The sequence below is a fragment of the Actinomyces sp. Z5 genome (assembly GCF_003287795.1).
GTDB classification, from domain to species: domain Bacteria; phylum Actinomycetota; class Actinomycetes; order Actinomycetales; family Actinomycetaceae; genus Actinomyces; species Actinomyces glycerinitolerans.
The window spans coordinates 29,375-48,582 of record NZ_QMIN01000103.1 but is presented as its reverse complement, the minus strand read 5'-3'; the positions used below and the strand labels follow the sequence as shown (position 1 = coordinate 48,582).

Annotated in this window: 13 protein-coding genes; 6 read left to right on the top strand and 7 right to left on the bottom strand. The window is 70.8% G+C overall.

Annotated features, from left to right (window positions below):
- Positions 1–26: 26 nt before the first annotated feature.
- Both DRB06_RS13810 and dinB read right to left on the bottom strand, forming a co-directional pair.
- Positions 27–407, bottom strand: a complete 381-nt coding sequence (locus DRB06_RS13810) for a DUF3040 domain-containing protein (protein WP_073333051.1) — start codon at positions 405–407, stop codon at positions 27–29.
- A 230-nt stretch (positions 408–637) separates the two neighbouring features.
- Positions 638–1,885, bottom strand: a complete 1,248-nt coding sequence (gene dinB / locus DRB06_RS13805) for a DNA polymerase IV (RefSeq protein ID WP_111820255.1) — start codon at positions 1,883–1,885, stop codon at positions 638–640.
- Between the two features lie 179 nt (positions 1,886–2,064).
- Here dinB and DRB06_RS13800 point away from each other — a divergent pair, with 179 nt between their 5' ends.
- Positions 2,065–2,814 (top strand): spermidine synthase, encoded by a 750-nt coding sequence (locus DRB06_RS13800; RefSeq protein WP_111820271.1) that lies wholly within the window; start codon positions 2,065–2,067, stop codon positions 2,812–2,814.
- A gap of 68 nt (positions 2,815–2,882) precedes the next feature.
- Here DRB06_RS13800 and DRB06_RS13795 read toward each other — a convergent pair whose 3' ends face one another.
- Complete coding sequence (locus DRB06_RS13795; protein ID WP_073333047.1) at positions 2,883–3,800, bottom strand: PAC2 family protein; 918 nt, start codon at positions 3,798–3,800, stop codon at positions 2,883–2,885.
- A 460-nt stretch (positions 3,801–4,260) separates the two neighbouring features.
- On the opposite strand from DRB06_RS13795, the gene DRB06_RS13790 reads away from it, so the two are divergent.
- The 3 genes from DRB06_RS13790 (at position 4,261) to DRB06_RS13780 (ending at position 10,538) form a co-directional block, all read left to right on the top strand.
- Positions 4,261–6,702 carry an AAA family ATPase gene (locus DRB06_RS13790; protein WP_111820270.1) on the top strand — a complete coding sequence of 814 codons (2,442 nt, stop codon included), beginning with the start codon at positions 4,261–4,263 and terminating at the stop codon, positions 6,700–6,702.
- Between the two features lie 192 nt (positions 6,703–6,894).
- Positions 6,895–8,784 carry an AMP-binding protein gene (locus tag DRB06_RS13785; RefSeq protein WP_111820254.1) on the top strand — a complete coding sequence of 630 codons (1,890 nt, stop codon included), beginning with the start codon at positions 6,895–6,897 and terminating at the stop codon, positions 8,782–8,784.
- Positions 8,781–10,538, top strand: coding sequence for an AMP-binding protein (locus tag DRB06_RS13780; RefSeq protein ID WP_111820253.1), 1,758 nt, complete (start codon positions 8,781–8,783; stop codon positions 10,536–10,538). Before DRB06_RS13785 ends, DRB06_RS13780 begins: the two co-directional genes overlap by 4 nt.
- A 51-nt stretch (positions 10,539–10,589) precedes the next feature.
- Here the strand turns inward: DRB06_RS13780 and dapA are convergent, their stop codons facing one another.
- On the bottom strand, positions 10,590–11,486 hold the full coding sequence (gene dapA, locus DRB06_RS13775; protein WP_111820269.1) for a 4-hydroxy-tetrahydrodipicolinate synthase: 897 nt from the start codon (positions 11,484–11,486) through the stop codon (positions 10,590–10,592).
- Between the two features lie 144 nt (positions 11,487–11,630).
- Between dapA and DRB06_RS13770 the strand changes: the two genes are divergently transcribed.
- Positions 11,631–12,275 carry a GNAT family N-acetyltransferase gene (locus tag DRB06_RS13770; RefSeq protein ID WP_111820252.1) on the top strand — a complete coding sequence of 215 codons (645 nt, stop codon included), beginning with the start codon at positions 11,631–11,633 and terminating at the stop codon, positions 12,273–12,275.
- Positions 12,276–12,365: 90 nt separating this feature from the next.
- On the opposite strand, the gene dapB is transcribed toward DRB06_RS13770, so the two are convergent.
- On the bottom strand, positions 12,366–13,118 hold the full coding sequence (dapB, locus tag DRB06_RS13765) for a 4-hydroxy-tetrahydrodipicolinate reductase (RefSeq protein ID WP_111820251.1): 753 nt from the start codon (positions 13,116–13,118) through the stop codon (positions 12,366–12,368).
- Between the two features lie 265 nt (positions 13,119–13,383).
- Here dapB and DRB06_RS13760 point away from each other — a divergent pair, with 265 nt between their 5' ends.
- Positions 13,384–13,761, top strand: coding sequence for a hypothetical protein (locus tag DRB06_RS13760; RefSeq protein ID WP_146750907.1), 378 nt, complete (start codon positions 13,384–13,386; stop codon positions 13,759–13,761).
- 65 nt (positions 13,762–13,826) lie between these two features.
- Here DRB06_RS13760 and DRB06_RS13755 read toward each other — a convergent pair whose 3' ends face one another.
- Together DRB06_RS13755 and DRB06_RS13750 are read right to left on the bottom strand one after the other, a co-directional pair.
- Entirely contained in the window at positions 13,827–15,188 is a 1,362-nt protein-coding gene (locus DRB06_RS13755; RefSeq protein ID WP_111820249.1) for a pitrilysin family protein, read from the bottom strand.
- Between the two features lie 1,149 nt (positions 15,189–16,337).
- Entirely contained in the window at positions 16,338–18,707 is a 2,370-nt protein-coding gene (locus tag DRB06_RS13750; RefSeq protein ID WP_111820248.1) for a polyribonucleotide nucleotidyltransferase, read from the bottom strand.
- Between the last annotated feature and the right edge of the window lie 501 nt (positions 18,708–19,208).

Below are 19,208 nucleotides of genomic sequence, written 5' to 3'. Positions count from 1 at the left end.
CCCCCGCCGTAATGCGCCCGGGGTGGTCAGTTCTGGCCGTCGCGGCGGCGATCCCACCGCTCTGACTGGCGCTCCATGAAGGAGGAGCGCTTCGCGTTGCCGACGCCGGCCGCGGTCGCCTTAGAGCTTGGGCGGAAGAGCATGAGCGTGACCCCCCACACGGCTAGGGCGAATCCGAGCACGCCCAGCAGGATGGACACGACGCTGCTGCTGCCGGCGGCCACGCCGCCGATCACGACGGCAAGGCCGAGCAGGAGCAGCGCGGCCCCAGCGCCGATGCGGCGTGGTGAGGGGCGCCGCAGTGCCGTTTCGGCATGCTGCATGGTCTCGGCCAGCGACGGGTCCTCGTCGTTGAGTTGTTCCTCAAGGTCGCGCAGCACCTGCTGCTCGCGTTCCGACAATGCCATGGCACGCCTCCCTTCCGGTTGTGGGCTCACATGGACGGCCGGAGGGTCGTCTCGGCCAACCCGCCTGAACAACATCCAGGATAGGCGGTTGTCGTCACAGGATGAAAACCAGCCCGTCCCATTACCCAGAAAACAACGTACGACGCGGGGTTCTTCCCGAATCGCGGGCGCCCGACCCCCGCCCGGACGGCGGCGGATGGGCGCCGCGAAACACGTGCGCCGCGGCCGCCTCAGTGCGCAGGACGGTCGGGCTGATCGGGCTCCCGGGGGCGGGACAGCAGGCTGGCGGGGGCGAGGGCGGCGCTGCCCCAACGCTCGCGTACGGCGTCGGCGGCGCGCTCGGGGGCGCCGCGGCGCGGGTCATCGTCCAGGAGCAACTGGACGCCGTCGTCGGCGCGGGCCAGGCCCTCCACCCGCACCCCGAGCAGCCGGAAGCCGCCGCCCGGGGTGGGCAGGGCGTTGAACAGCGACTCCACGACGGCGAAGATGTCGCGCGCCAGGTCGGTGGGCACCCCCAATGTGCGGGATCGGGTGACGGTGACGAAGTCGGCGCCGCGTGCCTTCAGCACCACCACCCGGCCCCGCAGTCCGCCCGCGCGCAGCCGGGCGGCACACTGGTGAGCCTGGTCCAGCAGCACCCGGCGGGCGTGCTCACGATCGGTGATGGTGTCAAAGAAGGTGCTCTCGGTGCCGACGGACTTCTCCTCCCGCTGCGGGGTGACCGGACGCGGATCGACGCCGTGGGACAGATCGTGCAGGTGGCGGGCGGCCGCCGGGCCGAGGATGCGTTCCAGGCGGCGCACATCGGTGGCGGCCAACTGCCGCACGTCGGTGATGCCCCAGCGGGCCAGCGCCTGAGCGCTCTTCTCCCCCACTCCCCACAGGGCGCCCACCGGCAACACGTTGAGGAAGTCCTGGGTTGCCTGCGCAGGAATCAGCAGAAGCCCGTCGGGTTTGGCGTGAGCGGAGGCCAGTTTGGCCACGAACTTGGTGGAGGCGATACCGACGGAGGCGGGTACCCCCACGCGCTCGCGCACCTGGCGTCGAATCCAATGCCCAATGGTCACCGGAGAGCCCATGCGGCGACGGGCGCCGGAGACGTCCAGAAACGCCTCGTCCACGCTGACGCGTTCCAGCAACGGGGTGACCTCACCGAGGATGCCCATCACCTGCCGGGAGACGGCGGAGTACACGCCGTGGCGCACCGGCAGGACCACGGCCTGGGGGCAGCGGCGCATGGCCTCGTTCATGGGCATGGCCGAGCTGACTCCGTAGGCGCGGGCCTCATAGGAGGCGGCGGAGACCACGCCGCGCCCGTCGCGGCCGCCGACGATGACGGGGCGCCCGACCAGCTCGGGGTGCTCGAGCAGTTCCACCGAGGCGAAGAAGGCGTCCATGTCCACGTGCAGAATGGGGGTGGCGGAGTCGTCCTCGCCCCACGAGCGGCGGGCGCTCTCGGCCCGCGGTGCCCGGCTCATATCCGCCCTCCCCCGCGTATCCCCGCCGTGCCCCGTACCCGGGGCTGACTGGGCGACGTCTTACGCGGCCACGATAACGTGCCCCTGTGACACGCAGTCAATCCTCCGCCCGCTCCTCCAAACAGCGCCGCCGCGGCACCGACGCCGCCGTCCGCGCCGCGGCTCTGCCCACGGGGCCGGTGGAGACCTCCTGCGCGACGGCGCGCCTGGAGTTGCGGGACACCGGGGTGCTGCTGCTACTAGACGGCACCGAGTCCTCCTGGGTCGATCTGCGTGACCCCACGCACCTGGACTTCGAGTACCTCCAGCAGATGGACGCGGTCGTTTCGGCGCTGGGTGGGCGGGGTGAACCCTTGCGGGCACTGCACCTGGGCGGCGCCGGCTGTGCCCTGGCCCGCGCCTGGGATGCCGCCCGGCCGGGCTCGACCCAGTTGGCGGTGGAGATTGACGCTGTGCTGGCCCGCAAGGTGCGCGAATGGTTCGACTTGCCGCGCGCGCCGCGGCTGCGCATCCGCGTGGGCGACGCCGCCCAGGTGGTGGGCACGCTGCATGCCGAGGCGTGGGACGTGGTGGTGCGCGACGTGTTCGCGGGCGGCATGGTTCCCGGCGCCTGCCGGGGGCGCGAGTTCCTGGCCGAATGCCGCCGGCTGCTGGCGCCCGGCGGACTGTACCTGGCCAATACCGTTTGCCCGCCGCGCGACGTGGTGGCGGCGGAGCTGGCGCACCTGTGCGCCGTGTTCGGCGGGGTGCTGGTGGTGGGTGACCCGGCCGTGGTGCGGGGCCGGCGCCGCGGCAATCTGGTGCTGGTGGCCCGCGCGCAACCGTTCACGCCTCCGGAGCTGGACGCCGTGGAGCGGGCGGTGCGGCGCCTGCCGCTGCCGGTGCGCACCTGGCGGCCGAACGACCCGGCGCTGCCCCACCCCAGTTAAGGGGGGCCGAGAGCCCGCCCGCGGGGCAGCCCGGGACGGTACCGGCCGCGAGCGCGGCTCGAGCCGCGCTAGTGCTGGAGACCGTCGCCGGAGGTGTTTTCGTTCGCCTCCAGGAAGGCCTCCAGGCGGGCGCCAATCTCGTCCGCGCTGGGCAGGTCGAGCGTGGGGGTGCCTTCGAAGCCCAAGTCCTCGGCCTGCTGCAGCATGGCGTCGTACTGGGCCTCGAGCGCCGAGACGACGGCGCTGACCTCGGGCTGCTGGGCGGCCTCCGCGTCGATCTCGGCGCGGTTGACGTTGGCGGCCGCCTCCAGGTCGCCCAGGGGCAGGGCCAGGCCGGTGTTTTCAGCCACCGCGCGCAGCAGCGCGGCGGCACCCTGCGGGAAGTCGTCGCGGGCGATGTAGTGGGGAATGGAGGCGGACAGGCCGCGGGAGTCGATGCCGACCTCGCCCAGGCGCAACTCCAGGAAGGCGCCCATGGAACCGGGCAGTTCGACCCGGCCGAACACCTCCGTCTGCGAGTTGAGCTTGTCCGGCTGCGAACCGTGGGCGTGCACGTAGGTGGGGCGGGTGTGCGGGATCGCCATGGGGATGCCGCTGATGCCGACGGCCTGGCTCACCCCCATGGACACGGCCAGGTGGATTACGGCGTCGGCGAACTCCTGCCAGCGGTAATCGGGTTCCGAGCCGTGCAGCAGCAGCAGGTCTTCGCCGTCGTCGTCCTGCAGCAGGTCCAGGACCAGCTCGGGCATGGCGGCGTCGCTGTAAGTGTTGTGGTCGAAGGTCATCACCGGCCGACGGGCCCGGTAGTCGAGCAGGGAGTCGATGTCAAAGGTGGCCACGCGGGTGTGGGGCAGGGTCATCACCAGCTGGTCCACGGCCAGCGATCCGGCGTGGCCGGCGTCCATGGCTCCGTCGAAGTAGTGCAGGAGCACGCGCGGCGAGACTGGCTCACCCGCTGGGTGCTCCACGGTGTATAGCTGTCGCATCGCTCCTCCTCTCGCGCCTTCAGCGCTCGTATTCATGCAGGCGCATCTCGCACGTGGCCCGCTGCGGGCCGTGCAGACGGCCATGCGTCGGCTGGTGCAACACCGGGAGGGCGGCCTGTGTTCCCGTCCGGTGGGCTCCGGCGTAAGCCACGAAGCGGATTCCCCCGCCATCCCCGAAACCGGCGGTCCCCTACGCGTCCCCTCCGGGCGAACAAGATGACGCGTAGCTGGCGAGGCGGGTCGCCGGGGAGATAATGGACGATCCCCGTCGGCTCGGGTGCCGCCTCGCGCGGAGGCCCTGCGCCGACCACCACCGTACACGACTACTTCTTCTCCGCCGCCGCCGTCGGGCCCTGGCCCGCACCGGTGAGGGCCCAACGCCTAGCGAGGTCATGTGAGCCAGCATCATCCCTGCCCCGAACCGGCCGAGGCCACCGAGTCGGCCGACCAGCGTCCGACCATGGCGTCCGCCCGTGACCGCGAGATCGCAGCGGAGCAGGAGGTGGTGGATCTGGCTTACAGCGAACTGGACCGGCAGCTGGGCGCGGCCCGCCGCTCACTGACGGCCACGCAGGCGCGGGGCGCCTCGGGGACGCACCAGTCGCGCGGTGAGCGGGACGCCTACGCGGTGCACTACTCCGACCTGATCGCCTCCCTGGAGGGGGTGGAGGACCGGCTGGTCTTCGGACGCATGGATATGGCGCAGCCGATTGCCGATAGTGCCGACGGCCCCGCCCCCGCCGTCCCGGATGGGGATGGCGACGTGACCGCGGCGGGCCTGCGCCATTACGTGGGGCGTATCGGCCTGCAGGATGTCCGCCACCGCGAGGTGGTGCTGGACTGGCGCGCTCCCCTGTCGCGGGCCTTCTACCAGGCCACTGCCTCCGCCCCGATGGGATTGGTGCGGCGGCGGCACATCGACACGCGTGCGCGCCGCGTGATCGGTCTGGAGGATGAGCTGATCGACGTGACCGCGGCGGGCGGGCCTGCCGCACTGGCCACGGCCGACCCCGAGGCCGCGCAGACGCATATGGCCATTGACGGGCTGCAGGGTGAGGGCGCGTTGATCGCGGCCATGTCCGCGGCCCGTGACGGGCGCATGGGCGACATCGTCGCCACGATCCAGGCCGAGCAGGACCGGGTGGTGACCGGTGGCGGCAAGGGCGTGCTGGTGGTGCAGGGTGGTCCCGGCACCGGTAAAACGGCGGTGGCCCTGCACCGGGTCGCCTACCTCTTCTACGCCGAACGCGAGCGCCTGGAGCGCTCCGGGGTGCTGCTGGTGGGCCCGTCGCGCACCTTCCTGCGCTATGTCGAGCAGGTGCTGCCGTCCCTGGGGGAAACGGGCGTGGTCTCAACCACGTTGGCGGACCTGGTGCCGGGCGTGCACGCCCGCGGCACCGAGCCGGGCGAGGTGGCCGAGCTGAAGTCCCGGTCGGTGTGGACGGAGATTCTGCGCCGGGCGGTGCGTGGGCTGCAGCGGGTGCCGGACGCGCCCCGAGACATCGTGGTGCAGGGCACCCACCTGCAGTTGTTGCCCGCGGACGTGCGGGAGGCGGCCGCCCGCGCCCGGCGCTCGGGCAAGCCCCACAACCTGGCGCGCGAGACCTTCGTGCTGTGGTTGTTGGAGCGCCTGACCGACCAGTTCGCCGCCGCCACCCACCAGGACGCCACCGACGCCGACACGCGCGCCTGGATCCGGGAGGATATTCGCACCGCCCGCGACGCCCGCCGGGAGATCAACCTGTGCTGGATGCCGACGACGCCGGTCGGCCTGCTGGAGCGACTGTGGTCTCACCCGGACCTGCTGGCCCGGGTGGCCCCGGAGTTGCGGCCGGCCGAGCGGCGGCTGCTGGAGCGACCGGCGGGCAGCGAGTTGACGGAGGCGGACGTGCCCCTGATCGACGAACTGGCCGAGTTGCTGGGGCCCAGTGAGGACGCCGAGGCCCGCCGCGCCCGTCTGGAGGCGCGCCGCCACGAGTCGCTGGTCGCCTACGCGGCGCAGGCGATCGAGTCGCAGGAGCTCGGGGACGGCATGGTCAGCGCCGAGATGCTGGCCGACCGGGTCGAGGAGTCCGGGCCGTCCCTCACGCTGGCGGAGCGGGCACGGGCAGACCGCAGCTGGACCTACGGACATGTCGTCGTCGACGAGGCGCAGGAGCTGGGTGCCATGGCGTGGCGGGCACTGGCCCGCCGCTGCCCGGTGCGCTCCTTCACCATCGTGGGCGACCTGGCCCAGTACTCCGGTCCGAGCCGCCCGGGCTCGTGGCGGCACGTGCTCTCGGCTCTGGGCACGCGCCCGCCCAAGCGCCGCGGTGGGCGCGGCTCCCGGGCGCTGGCGGCGGCGACGCCGCTGCGTGAGGAGGCGCTGACCGTCTGTTACCGCACACCGGCGACGATCATGCGGGCGGCCGAGCAGGTGGCCGCGGGGCTCGGCGCGCCGGTGAACTACCCGGTGAGCTCGGTACGCGACCTGCCCGACTGCCTCGCGGTGGACGACCTCTCCGACTCCCCCGCCGCCGGGCGGGACGAGGCGGCCAATGCCGCCTGGGGCCAGGCCCTGCGTGAGGCGGTGGCGGCGGAGTCGGTCACATTGGATGCGGCCGTCGGCAAGAGTGCCGGCCGCATCGCGGTGATCGCCCCGCAGCCGCGACAGGTCGCCGCCCTGCTGGCGCAGGATCCGGCGCTGGCGGCCGCAATGGAGGCGCCGGGCGGCGACATTCTGCGCAGTCGACTGGCGGTGATGGGGCCGCGGCTGTCGAAGGGGCTGGAGTTCGACGTGGTGGTGCTGGTGGACCCGGCGGCCATCGGGGAATCAAGCCCCGGCGACCTGTACGTGGCGATGACGCGGCCGACGCGGCGTCTGCGGGTGGTCTCCCGTCTGCCGCTTCCCGCCGGCCTGTAGCCGGCTCCCGGCCAGCGCACAGGCCGGCGCGCTAGCCTGCCGACGGTCGGGCCGACAGTGAGCGTCAAACCACAGGTCGCATGCTCATCACGCGCCCACACACCTACGCCACCGTAGGTTACGGTTGCGTAGGCTACGACTCCCCGCCCGGTCGCCCGCCAGGCCAGGGCGGGAGACTCGGGAAAGGGAACGATGAGCAGCTTTGACCAGGCCGCCGACGCCGGCCGCCAGGCACGCACCCGGGGCGACTCCTCCGAATACCAGCGCCCCCATTACGCCCCCGGCATCCCCAGCGTGATCGCGCCCGTCACCGAGCCGCTCTCCCGCATGCTCGACGATGCGGCCCGCCGCTTCCCGGACCGGATCGCCCTGGACTTCATGGGGCAGGCGACCACCTACCGGCAGCTGAGTGACCAGGTGGCGCGGGCCGCGGAGGCGCTGCGCCGCCTGGGCGTGGGCCGCGGCGACGTCGTCGGGGTGATTCTGCCCAACTGTCCCCAGCACGTCGTGATCGCCTACGCCGCCTGGCGGCTCGGGGCGATCGTCGCCGAGCACAACCCGCTGGCCCCCGCCGCCCAGATCCGCGAGCAGATTCAGATGCACCACGGCCGGGTGATCATCGCCTGGGAGAAGTCGCTGGCGCGGATCGTGCAGGCCGTCGGCTCCCTCGATCGCGCCGGCATGGCAGAGGCGCGGGTGCTGTCCGTGGACCTGTCCCGCGGGCTGCCGTGGACCAGCCGACTGGCCCTGAAGCTCCCGGTGGCGGCCGCCCGCTCCCAACGCCACGAGCTGCGCGGCAGAGTGCCGGCCGGGGTGTCCTCCTGGGACGACCTGGTCGCCACCACCCCGCCGCTGCCCTCGGGCCACCCTCTGCCGGACGTGAACAACGTCGCCGTACTGCTGTACACCGGCGGCACCACCGGTACCCCCAAGGCGGTCCAGCTGACTCACGCCAACGCCCGCGCCAACGCGGAGATGAGCCTGGCGTGGGCCTCCCAGACCTGCGAGGTCGGTCAGGAGACCTTCTACGCGGTGCTGCCCTTCTTCCACGCCTTCGGCTTGAGCCTGTCGCTGTTGTGTGCCGTCGGGCTGGCCGCCACCCAGGTGGTGCTGCCCAAGTTCGGGGCCGACATGGTGCTGGCCGCCTGGAAGCGGCACCCGGCCACCTTCTTCCCGGGGGTGCCGGTCATGTTCGATCGGATTGTTACCCGCGCCCGGGAGACCGGCGCCGACCTGTCCAGCTGCAAGATCGCCGTCTGCGGGGCGGCGCCGACTCCCAAGGCGGTGGCCGACGCCTGGGAGGAGGCCACCGGCGGGGTCATCATCGAGGGCTACGGCATGACGGAGACGGCACCCATAATCCTGGGCAACCCGATCTCCCCCGAGCGGCGGCCCGGCGCACTGGGCGTGCCCTACCCGTCCACCGACGTACGCGTGGTCGACCCCGACCACCCCGAGGTGGAGGTGGAACCGGGCCAGGTCGGCGAGCTGGTGGTTCACGGCCCGCAGGTGTTCATCGGCTATTGGGAGAACCCCGAGGAGACGGACGCCGTCATGCTGGACGGGGGCTGGCTGCGCACCGGGGATCTGGTGCGCCAGGAGGACGACGGCTTCTACGTGATGGCCGACCGCCGCAAGGAACTGATCATCTCCGGCGGCTTCAACATCTACCCCAGCGAGGTGGAGGCGGCCGTGCGCTCCATGCCGCAGGTGGAGGAGGTCGCCGTCGTCGGGCTGCCGGCAGAGGCCGGCAACGAGTCCGTGGTGGCCGCCATCCTGCCCAAGGACGGGCAGACGGTCACGCTCGACCAGGTGCGCGCCTGGGCGGAGAAGACCCTGTCCCACTACGCGCTGCCCCGCCAGGTGGCGATCCTGACGGAGATGCCGCGCTCCCAGATCGGCAAGGTGCTGCGCCGGGTGGTGCGCGAGGAACTGCTGGCCGCCCGGGAGGCGGCCGCGGGTGCGGCGGCGACGGCGGCCGCCGCCTCCCAGTCCGCCGCCACCGCCCTGGTGGAGCGCCTGGGTGAGGTCGGCCGCGGTGAGCCCGAGCAGGGCACCGGCGCCGGGGAGCAGACCCGGTGAGCGACGTGGAGGACGCCGAGCGGTACCGGCGCCCGCACTACCAGCCGAATATCCCCGCCGTCATCGACGTCCCGGAGGGCCCGCTGGGAGACCTCCTGGACACCGCCGCCGAGTTCTACGGGGACCGGGTCGCACTGGACTTCATGGGGGCGACCCTGACCTACCGTGAGCTGCTCGAGGCCTCCGAGCGCGCCGCGGGCCTGCTGCGCCGGGCGGGCGTCAAGGCCGGAGACCGGGTCGCCCTGCTCATGCCGAACTGTCCGCAGCACGTGGTGGCGATCTACGGGGCGCTGCGGCTGGGGGCGATCGTCGCCGAGCACAACCCGCTCGCCCCCGCGCAGGAGATCCGCGCCCAGCTGGCCCACCACGGCGCGCGGGTGGTGATCGCCTGGGAGAAGGGCGTCGAACTGGTGCTGGATCCGGCGTCGACGGCGGCCGGCGGCACGGATCCGGGAGCCGACCCGCTGGCCGGGCGCACCGTGTTCAGTGTGGACCTGGCCGCCGCCATGCCCGCCCGGCTGCGCGCCGCCCTGTACCTGCCCGTGGCCAGGGCGCGCCAGACTCGCGCCTCCATGCGGGCCGAATCGCTGCCGGCGGGCGTGCGCTCCTGGGACCGGGAGGTGGCCCATGCGGCGCGGCTGGAGGCCTCCTGGCCGCAGCCGGGCGGGGATGACGTGGCCGTGCTGCTGCACACGGGCGGCACCACCGGCATGCCCAAGGCCGCGATGCTCACGCACAAGAACCTGCGCGCCAACGCCAACCAGGCGATCGCCTGGGTGCCGATGCTGCACGAGGGCGGGGAGACCTTCCTGGCGCTGCTTCCCTTCTTCCACGCCTTCGGGTTGACCTTCAACGTGTTCTGCGCGGTGCAGAAGGCGGCCACGCAGGTGATGCTGCCGAAGTTCTCGGTCAGCCAGGTGCTGGAGGCCCACCAGCGCCGCCCCTTCACGTTCTTCGTGGGCGTGCCGGTGATGTTCGAGCGGATCCTGCGGGGCGCCCAGAAGAAGGGCGTGTCCCTGAAAACCCTGCGCTACGGCGTGTGCGGGGCGGCCCCGATGCCGCCGGCCGTGGGGGCGGAGTGGGAGGCCGCCACCGGCGGCTACTTCGTGGAGGGCTACGGGATGACGGAGACCAGCCCGATCGTCTCGGGCACGCCCATGGGACCCAGCCGCCGCCTGGGGGCGCTGGGGCTGCCCTTCGCGTCGACCGACGTGCGTGTCGTTGACCCCGACGCCCCGGACCCCGGGCGGGAGGTGCCCGACGGGGAGCCGGGCGAACTGCTGGTGCGCGGACCGCAGGTCTTCGCCGGCTACTGGGACGACCCGGAGGCGACGGCGGCCGCCATGCTGCCCGGCGGCTGGCTGCGCACCGGGGACATGGTGCGCCGGGAGGACTCCTTCCTGTGGATGGCCGACCGGCGGCGCGAGCTGATCCTCACCGGTGGCTTCAACGTCTACCCCTCCCAGGTGGAGGCGGCGATCCTGAGCCTGGAGGGCGTCGCGGACGTCGCCGTCGTCGGGCTGCCGGGCGGGGCGAATGGGGAACTGGTGTGCGCGGCGGTCGTGCTGGAGCCGGGCACACCGGCCGGGGCGGTCACCCTGGAGACGGTGCGCGCCCACGCCGAGCGGGTGCTCCCCCACTACGCGCTGCCGCGTCACCTGGAGATCATCGAGGAGATGCCGCGTTCCCAGATCGGCAAGATCCTGCGCCGCGTGGTGCGCGAGCAGATCCTCGGCCGCGTCGACGGCGCCTGAGCTCGGCGGCGTACGGAGCCGGCTGGATCGGAGCCAGCGAGCCCGGCGGGCTCAGAGCAGCCCGGCGGCCTCGAGACTGCCGCGCAGGGCGGCGACCTCGGCGGCGGTGGCGCGCACCAGGGGCAGGCGCACGGTGGCACTGGGGATGCGCCCCTGCAACGCCAGCGCCTCCTTGGCCATCACCGCGCCCTGACCACCACCCATGATGGCGCGCACCAACGGGCGCATGCGCTGGGCCACGGCGCGGGCGCCGGGCAGGTCACCGGCGTCGACCTCGCGGATCATCTCCCGCCAGGAGTGGGCGTCGGCGTGGGCGACCACGGATACGACGCCGCTGGCACCGTGGGTGAGCCAGGCGAAGTTCAGCCCGTCGTCGCCGGAGTAGTACTCCAGGCCGGTGGCCTCCATGCGCTCAAAGCCCTGCTCGACGTCGCCGGTCGCGTCCTTGACCGCGAGGACCCGTTCGTGCTCGGCCAGGCGGGCGAGGGTGTCGTCGGTGATCTTCACGCCGGTGCGGCCGGGAATGTCGTAGATCATGACCGGCAGGTCGGTGGCCTCGACCACCGCCATGATGTGCCGGTAGACGCCCTCCTGGCTGGGGCGGTTGTAGTAGGGGGCGTTGATGAGCAGCCCCTGCGCGCCGGCCTCCTGGGAGCCCACCCCGATGCGCACCGCGTGAGCGGTGTCGTTGGAGCCGGCGCCGGCCACGAGCATGGCCCGGCCGGCGAGCGCGTCCTTCACCTCACGCAGCAGGGTCTGCTTCTCCGGCAGGTGGGTGGTGGGGGCCTCGCCCGTGGTGCCGGCCAGCAGGATCATGTCGGCGCCGTCGTCGACCAGGGAGACGGCCAACTTCTGGGCGGCCTCAACGTCGATCTCCCCTTCCGGGGTGAAGGGGGTGACCATGGCTACGCCAACGGAGCCGAAGGAGCGGCTGGGGAGAGTGCTCATAGTGAGCAGCGTAACGGTATTGCCGCTCCGGCGGCGGCTCCGGTCGCACAGTGAGCGGCCGGAGGCGGGGCCGTTGCGGATGCGACGGGCGAGCATGCGGGGTGAAGACGGCTTCGGCCGGCATGGGCGCATAGGCTCGGCGGCATGACTGATACCCCCATCCCCGGCGGAGCGCCCCGCCCGTCGTCTTCCTCCCCATCCGCCGCCGGCTTCGTGCGTGAGGCCACCGCCGCGGACCTGGACGCGATCGGGCGGGTGCATGCCGCCGCCATGCTGGCCTCGCTGCGCGCCGCGCACGCGGCCGCCCACGAGGTGCCGCTGCCGCCGGGAGTCGAGGCGATGGTAGCGGCGCCGGTGATCGCCGCCGGCTGGGAGCAGGCGGTGGTGGCCCCACCGTCGCCGGCGCACCGCGTGTTCGTGGCCGTCGGCGAGGGCGGCGAGGTGGCGGGCCTGATTGGGCTCGCTCCCTCCCCCGACGGCACGGACGCGGCGGGCGATGCAGGAGACGCCGTCGGTGTAGGAGTGGACGGGGTCGGCCGGGGTCTGGAGATCACCGCGCTCGGGGTGGCCCCCGAGCGGCAACGCCGCGGGCACGGTTCCCGACTGCTGGCCGCCGCCACGGATCGGGCGCGCGCCCAGGGCGCCGACGTGCTGCTGGTGTGGGCGGTGCGCGGGGACGAGTCCCTGACCGGGTTCCTGCGCGGCGCCGGCCTGAAGCGCACCGAGTCCTTCCGCCGGCTGCCGGTCGGGCAGGGCGTCATTGAGGACTGCTGGGCGGCCGTGCTGTAACGGCGTCGGGCGACCAGGCCAAGCCGGCACGCGCCGTCGTTCGTGCGTGCCTCGAGTCGACGCGCGGCGCCCGGGCAGCCCCGGGCGCCGTCAGAGGTCCAGCAGCTGGTCCAGGCCGATGGTCAGGCCCTCGCGTCCGCCGACCTCGCGTACCGCCAGCACCACGCCCGGCATGAAGCTGGCTCGGTCGAAGGAGTCGGTGCGGATGGTCAGCTGCTCGCCGGGGTTGCCGAGCACGACTTCCTCGTGGGCGGTGAGCCCGCGCAGGCGCACGGCGTGTACGTGCACGCCGTCGACTACGGCGCCGCGGGCGCCGTCCGGGTCGGTCTCGGTGGCGTCGGGCACCGGGCCCAGCCCGGCCTCGGCGCGGGCGGCGGCGATGCCGCGAGCGGTGGCGATGGCGGTGCCGGAGGGGGCGTCCACCTTGTTGGGGTGGTGCAGTTCGATGACCTCGGCGGACTCGAAGTAGCGGGCGGCCTTCGCGGCGAAGCTCATGGTCAGCACCGCCGACAGGGCGAAGTTCGGGGCGATGATGACGCTGCGGCCGGCCGCTTCGGGGCGGGCCAGGTGCTCACGCACGCGCCCGTAGGCTTCGTCCGTCCAACCGGTGGTGCCCACCACCACGTCCACGCCGGCGTCGATGAGGGCGTGGACGTTGTCCTCGGTGACGGCCGGGACCGTGAAGTCGACGGCTACATCGGCACCGTTCAGGGTGTCGGCGCTGATGGTGTCGCCGACGTCGAGGCGGGCGACGAGCTCGAGCCCGTCGGCGTCCTGAACGGCCTGGCAGACGGTCGATCCCATGCGCCCGGCGGCGCCGACTACGGCAACAGCGATACTCATGCCGGCATCCTAGCCAGCAATGACACATTCGGGGGGCGGGACCCGACCCTGTTCGCGCGGGTGCTTGGGCCGCACACGCCCAGCAGCCCCCGCACCTCCACACCGTGCTGCCTCGCCGGCCCACACCTCCGACACCACACTCTCAACCACGAAGCACCCTCAATCCCCGCACTCGGGCACCTGAGATGAGTCTCGTAGGAGCGTTGACTCCCGCAAAGCCACCTCAATAGCATCCGTGCCATACCTCACACCCAAGGGAGTCTCCATGTCGCAGTTCGGCCATGGCTCGTCAAGCAGCCCATGCTTAAACCCAGTGCGCGAGGTTCGGCAGAGCGTCATATCGTCGTTGTCTGTCGTCGCCGTCGCTGCCGTGTGTGCGGTTCTCGTCCACCTGAACTTGGATACCCCGCAACAAGCGGTGACAATCGCCGTCGCAATCTCCGCCACAAGCACGGCATTCGCAGTCACCACCGGCCTGCAGACCCTGAAGGCGATTGCCGCCGTGGCACTGGGAGTCATGATCGCGGTTGCCCTCACTCATCCCACGGGCATAGCCGGAGCGTGGGTGATCGGCACGGTCCTCTTCTTCGTTTTTGCCGTGCTCCAGCCCCAGCGACTTCGGGGTAGGCAGGCGCAAGGTTGACCGTGGGCGGTCGCCGCGTGCTCGCCGCGATCGCTGTTTACGACCGCACCGTCCGCTACTACCTATCAGGCCTCCGGCCCGACCACCACGCGGCAGCGCTCCTGGGCGGTGAGCTGGGCCGCCAGGGCGCGCACGTCGTCGGCGGTGACCGCGTCCAGGCGGCGCAGGTTCTCCTCCATCGAGCGCAGCCGGCCGGTGACGACCTCGGCGCGCCCCAGCCGCCCCATGCGCGCCAGGGAGTCCTCTCCCCCGAGCACCATGGAGCCGCGGATCTGCCCGCGGGCGCGCTCCAGTTCGCGCTCGGTGACGCCGTCGGCGGCCAGTGACTCGAACTCGCCGGCCATGACGGTCAGCACCTCATCGACGTCGCCGGGGGCGCAGCCGGCATACAGCCCGAAGGCTCCGGCCCCGGCGTAGGGGGTGTCGAAGGCGTAGGTGGTGTAGGCCAAACCGCGCTTCTCGCGGATCTCCTGGAATAGGCGCGAGGACATGCCGCCGCCGAGGATGGTGGTGAGCACGCTCATGGTCCAGCGGCGCTCGTCCAGCGCCGGAATGCCCTGGCAGGCGAGGTAGACGTGGGACTGCTCGGCCTCCCGGTTCACCGTGATGTCATGAACCGTCAGCTCCGCCACGGGTTCGGTCTCGAAGCGGCGCGGACGCGGGGCGACGGCGCCGCTGGTGTCCCAGCCGGCGGCAGCCAGGTCGGCGGCCACGCGCGCGCAGATCTCGTCGTGGTCGACGGCGCCGGCGGCCGCGACCACGAGCGTGTCGGAGGCATAAGTGCGCTGGTAGTGCTCCCACACGGCGTCGCGGGGCACCGCCGAGACCGTCTCGTAGGTGCCGCCGATGGGGCGCCCCAGCGGGGTGTCGTCACCGAAGGCGGCGCGAGCGAAAGCCTCCTGGGCGATCTCTGCGGGGTCGTCGGCGGCGTCGGCCAGCTCGGAGACGATCACGCCGCGTTCGGTCTCCACCTCGCCCGGGTCCAGGCGGGAGGAGGTGACCATGTCGGCGAGCACGTCCAGGGCGGTAAGGTCGTCCGGGCCGAGCACGCGGGCGTAGTAGGAGGTGTGCTCCTTGGAGGTGGCGGCGTTGGACTCCCCACCGATCATGTCGAAGGCCTCGGCGATGTCGTGGGCACTGCGCGTGGCGGTGCCCTTGAACAGCAGGTGCTCCAGGAAGTGGGTGGAGCCCTCCTGGCCGGCGCGCTCGTCGCGGCTGCCGACGCCGAACCACATGCCCAGTGAGGCCGAGCGCAGTGCGGGCACGTGCTCGGTGATCACCCGCACCCCGCCAGGCAGGATCGAGCGGCGGATCGTGGCGCCGTCGTCGACGAGGCGCAGTTCGGTGCCGGGGGCGCCTGCGGGTGCGCGGTCGAGGGCGGCTTCGGCGAAGCTGGTTTCGGGGCCGGTCGGGGCGGGAGTGGTCACCGCACGAGCCTACCGGCCTAGCTAGAGGCCGTCGACAGCCTAAATTACATCGCAAATTCAGAGAACCAGCGTGTCCACCTCGAACCCGGAGCGATTTGAGATTTAATAGTCTGCCAACGTATCCACCGCAGCGCGTCGCTTACATGTTTCACTAACACATAAAATAGCCCCGGCAGCATCAACAACCAGAGACCTCGCCAGCTACCACCAAGACCTGACGGATCGAATAAGCTCACTATCTCATGCTTGAATTGATCACCACGAAGCCATCTAGCGATAAAATGAACAACATCAGACTCCCCAGCATCCGAAACCAGAAGCAATAACAGGACGGGAAATATCCACTTCGCCACAATAGACGAAATCAGCGACTTATTCGTGGCGTTCTTTTCAACCGCAACGCACGCCTTGATTGTAATCTTATGATCATTTCCACTCTTCCAAAGCGCAAGTTCTGGCAGAGAAGGGTCAAGACCCCTCAGACGACTGTACCTGATGATGAGAACGGACTTTCGAACAAAACATTGGAACCACTCACCTAGAGCGACGGAACATAAAACAATGGATATCGAAACAAAAGGTACGCACACACAGAATACTGGCACTGCGGCACGCTCGGCGGCAGAGCTTGCCGTTACATCAGGACTCGCAGCTAGATTCCTCACATTGTACGCACAAACTAAAGTCGCCAGGACCGCCAGTATGACCGCCACCCCACACGACTCGACTACAGATGTCGACCTTATACCGGCGGAACATATAACCGCGACCACCGCTACAAGGAGAACAATTGACACAACCACATATACCCAAAACCAACGTAATGAAATCATGTGGACCCTATTGTTCGATTCACTACCTAAGCTACTATCCAAATCGGTGAACAGACCTAATTGCACAAGCAACGAACCCACGATACCCACGATAACAGTGACAGTCGCCGCAACACGGGTAGTGAGAGAGCCGTACTTCCGCCATAATTGAGCGGACATCCGCCGTATACAATAACACATTTTCACACGCATAACTTAAATAAACCTACGCGTCAAGAGAGGGTGATTTCAATACCAAAACTGCTCGGCCAGTCCGGAATACTCCCGCGCTGGCCGAGCAGTTACCCCAAGGGCGTTGCAGATGTCGTCTGCCGGATCACTCCTCCTCGGAGGCCTCCACGGTGCGCATACGGCGGCGGCGCGGGCGGCGCTCACGGCGCTCGCCGTCCTCCTCGCTGCGCTCACGGCGGCGGCGCGGGCGACGCTCACCGTCACCCTCACCGCGCTCGGCGCGGCGTGCCTTGGCCTCGTCCTCGGCCGCCTGCTGCTCCTCGTTGAGGACGGCGTGCAGGCTGAGCTTGCCGCGCTGGTCGATCTCGGCCAGCTCGACCTCGACCTTGTCGCCCACGCCCAGCACATCCTCGACGTTCTCCACGCGCTTGCCGCCGACCAGACGGCGGATCTGGGAGACGTGCAGCAGGCCGTCCTTGCCGGGGGTCAGCGACACGAAGGCGCCGAAGGTGGTGGTCTTGACCACGGTGCCGACGAAGCGCTCGCCGATCTCCGGCATCTGCGGGTTGGCGATGGCGTTTACGGCGTCGCGGGCGGCCTCGGCGGACGGACCGTCGGAGGCGCCGATGTAGACGGTGCCGTCGTCCTCGACCGTCAGCTCGGCGCCCGTGTCCTCCTGGATCTGGTTGATCATCTTGCCCTTGGGGCCGATGACCTCACCGATCTTGTCCACGGGGATGTGCACGCTCAGCACGCGCGGAGCGGTGGGGGCCATCTCGTCGGGAGAGTCGATCGCCTGGGCGAGGACGTCCAGGATGAACAGGCGGGCGTCGCGGGCCTGGGCGAGCGCACCGGCCAGCACGTCGGAGGGCAGACCGTCCAGCTTGGTGTCCAGCTGCAGGGCGGTGATGAAGTCGCGGGTACCGGCCACCTTGAAGTCCATGTCGCCGAAGGCGTCCTCGCTGCCGAGGATGTCGGTGAGCGTGGCCCACTTGGTCTCGCCGTCGATCTCCTCGTGCATCAGGCCCATGGCGATGCCGGCAACCGGGGCGCGCAGCGGCACGCCGGCGTTGAGCAGCGACAGGGTGGAGGCACACACCGAGCCCATGGAGGTCGACCCGTTGGAGCCGAGCGCCTCGGAGACCTGGCGGATGGCGTAGGGGAACTCGTCGCGACTGGGCAGTACCGGCACCAGGGCGCGCTCGGCCAGGGCGCCGTGGCCGATCTCGCGGCGCTTGGGGGCGCCGACGCGGCCGGTCTCGCCGGTGGAGAAGGGCGGGAAGACGTACTGGTGCATGTAGCGCTTGTGCTTGATCGGCGACAGGTCGTCGATCTGCTGCTCCATGCGCAGCATGTTCAGGGTGGTCACGCCCATGATCTGGGTCTCGCCGCGCTCGAAGATCGCCGAGCCGTGCACGCGGGGCAGCACCTCGACCTCGGCGGCCAGGGTGCGGATGTCCTTCAGACCGCGGCCGTCCATGCGCACGCCCTCGGTGAGGGTGCGGTGGCGCACGAGCTTCTTGGTCACGGAGCGGAAGGCGGCCTTGAGGGCCTTGGCGTCCTCCTCGGCCGGGTAGGCCTCGGCCAGGTCGGCGAGCACCGCGTCGCGCACGGCGTCGGTGGCCTCGTCGCGGGCATGCTTGCCCTCGGTGGCGATGGCAGCGGCCAGGTCATGGGCCTCGGCGGCCTTCTCGACGGCGTCGTACTGCTCGTCGGTGTAGTCCAGGTACAGGGGGAAGTCGGCGGTGGGCTTGGAGGCGTGCTTGGCGACCTCCATCTGGGCCTCGCACAGCACCTTGATGTGCGGCTTGGCGGCCTCCAGGGCCTCGGCGACGACGGCCTCGGTGGGGGCGGTGGCGCCGGCGGCGATCAGGTCCCAGGCGTTCTCGGTGGCGCCGGCCTCGACCATCATGATGGCGACGTCGCCGTCCTCCAGCACGCGCCCGGCCACCACCATGTTGAAGGTGGCGCGCTCAAGCTCGGAGTAGCGGGGGAAGGCCACCCAGTGCCCGTCGATGAGGGCCAGGCGGGTGCCGGCGACGGGGCCGGAGAAGGGCAGGCCCGCGATCTGGGTGGACATGGAGGCCGCGTTGATGGCCAGGACGTCGTAGGCGTCGTCGGGGTGGATGGACAGCACGGTCTCAACCACCTGCACCTCGTTGCGCAGGCCCTTGACGAAGGAGGGGCGCAGCGGGCGGTCGATCAGACGGCAGGCGAGGATGGCGGAGGTGCCGGCGCGGCCCTCACGGCGGAAGAAGGAGCCGGGGATGCGGCCGGCGGCGTACTGGCGCTCCTCCACGTCCACGGTGAGCGGGAAGAAGTCGAACTGGTCCTTGGGGTGCTTGCCCACGGTGGTGGCCGACAGCACGGTGGTCTCACCGTCCAGGTAGGCCATGGCGCTGCCGGCGGCCTGCTTGGCCAGGCGCCCGGTCTCGAAGCGGACCACGCGCTTGCCGAAGGGGCCGTTGTCGATCACGGCCTCGGCGGCCGTGACCTCGGGGTCATCAAGGAACATATGTTGCGTGTCTCTTTCTGTGTCGATCGTTAGGCCGACCGTGGCCTTCGATCGAGGCCCACGGAGCTGCGCACGCGCTGGTCCGGAGGCCACCACCGAAAACCGACGGGCCGTGCCGTCCGGTTACCGGGTCTGTCCCGGCCACCGGGTCCACTCCCCGTAGCTGCCTTCCGGGCCGACGACGCCGCTGCCGGCGCCATCCGCGTCCGGTAGTGCGGGCTGTTCCGGAACCGATCCGGGAGGGCGTGTTCGGCGGAGCACCTGCCGGCGCCCGGAAAACCCACTGCCACTAGCTTAAGGACGGACGGCTAGATCCTACCGTGGCGCCCGCGCGCGCGGGGGTGACGGAACGGCCGGGAGACGTGAAATAGGACGCGCCGAGGGCTCGGGACTTTCGTGCCTTCCATTTGAGGCAAGCCTTATGCAATCGTTTCAAGTGCGTGGTGGTGGATCACCCACCTCGTCTGCCGGCCACGCGCCGGCGATCCGAAACCCAAGGGA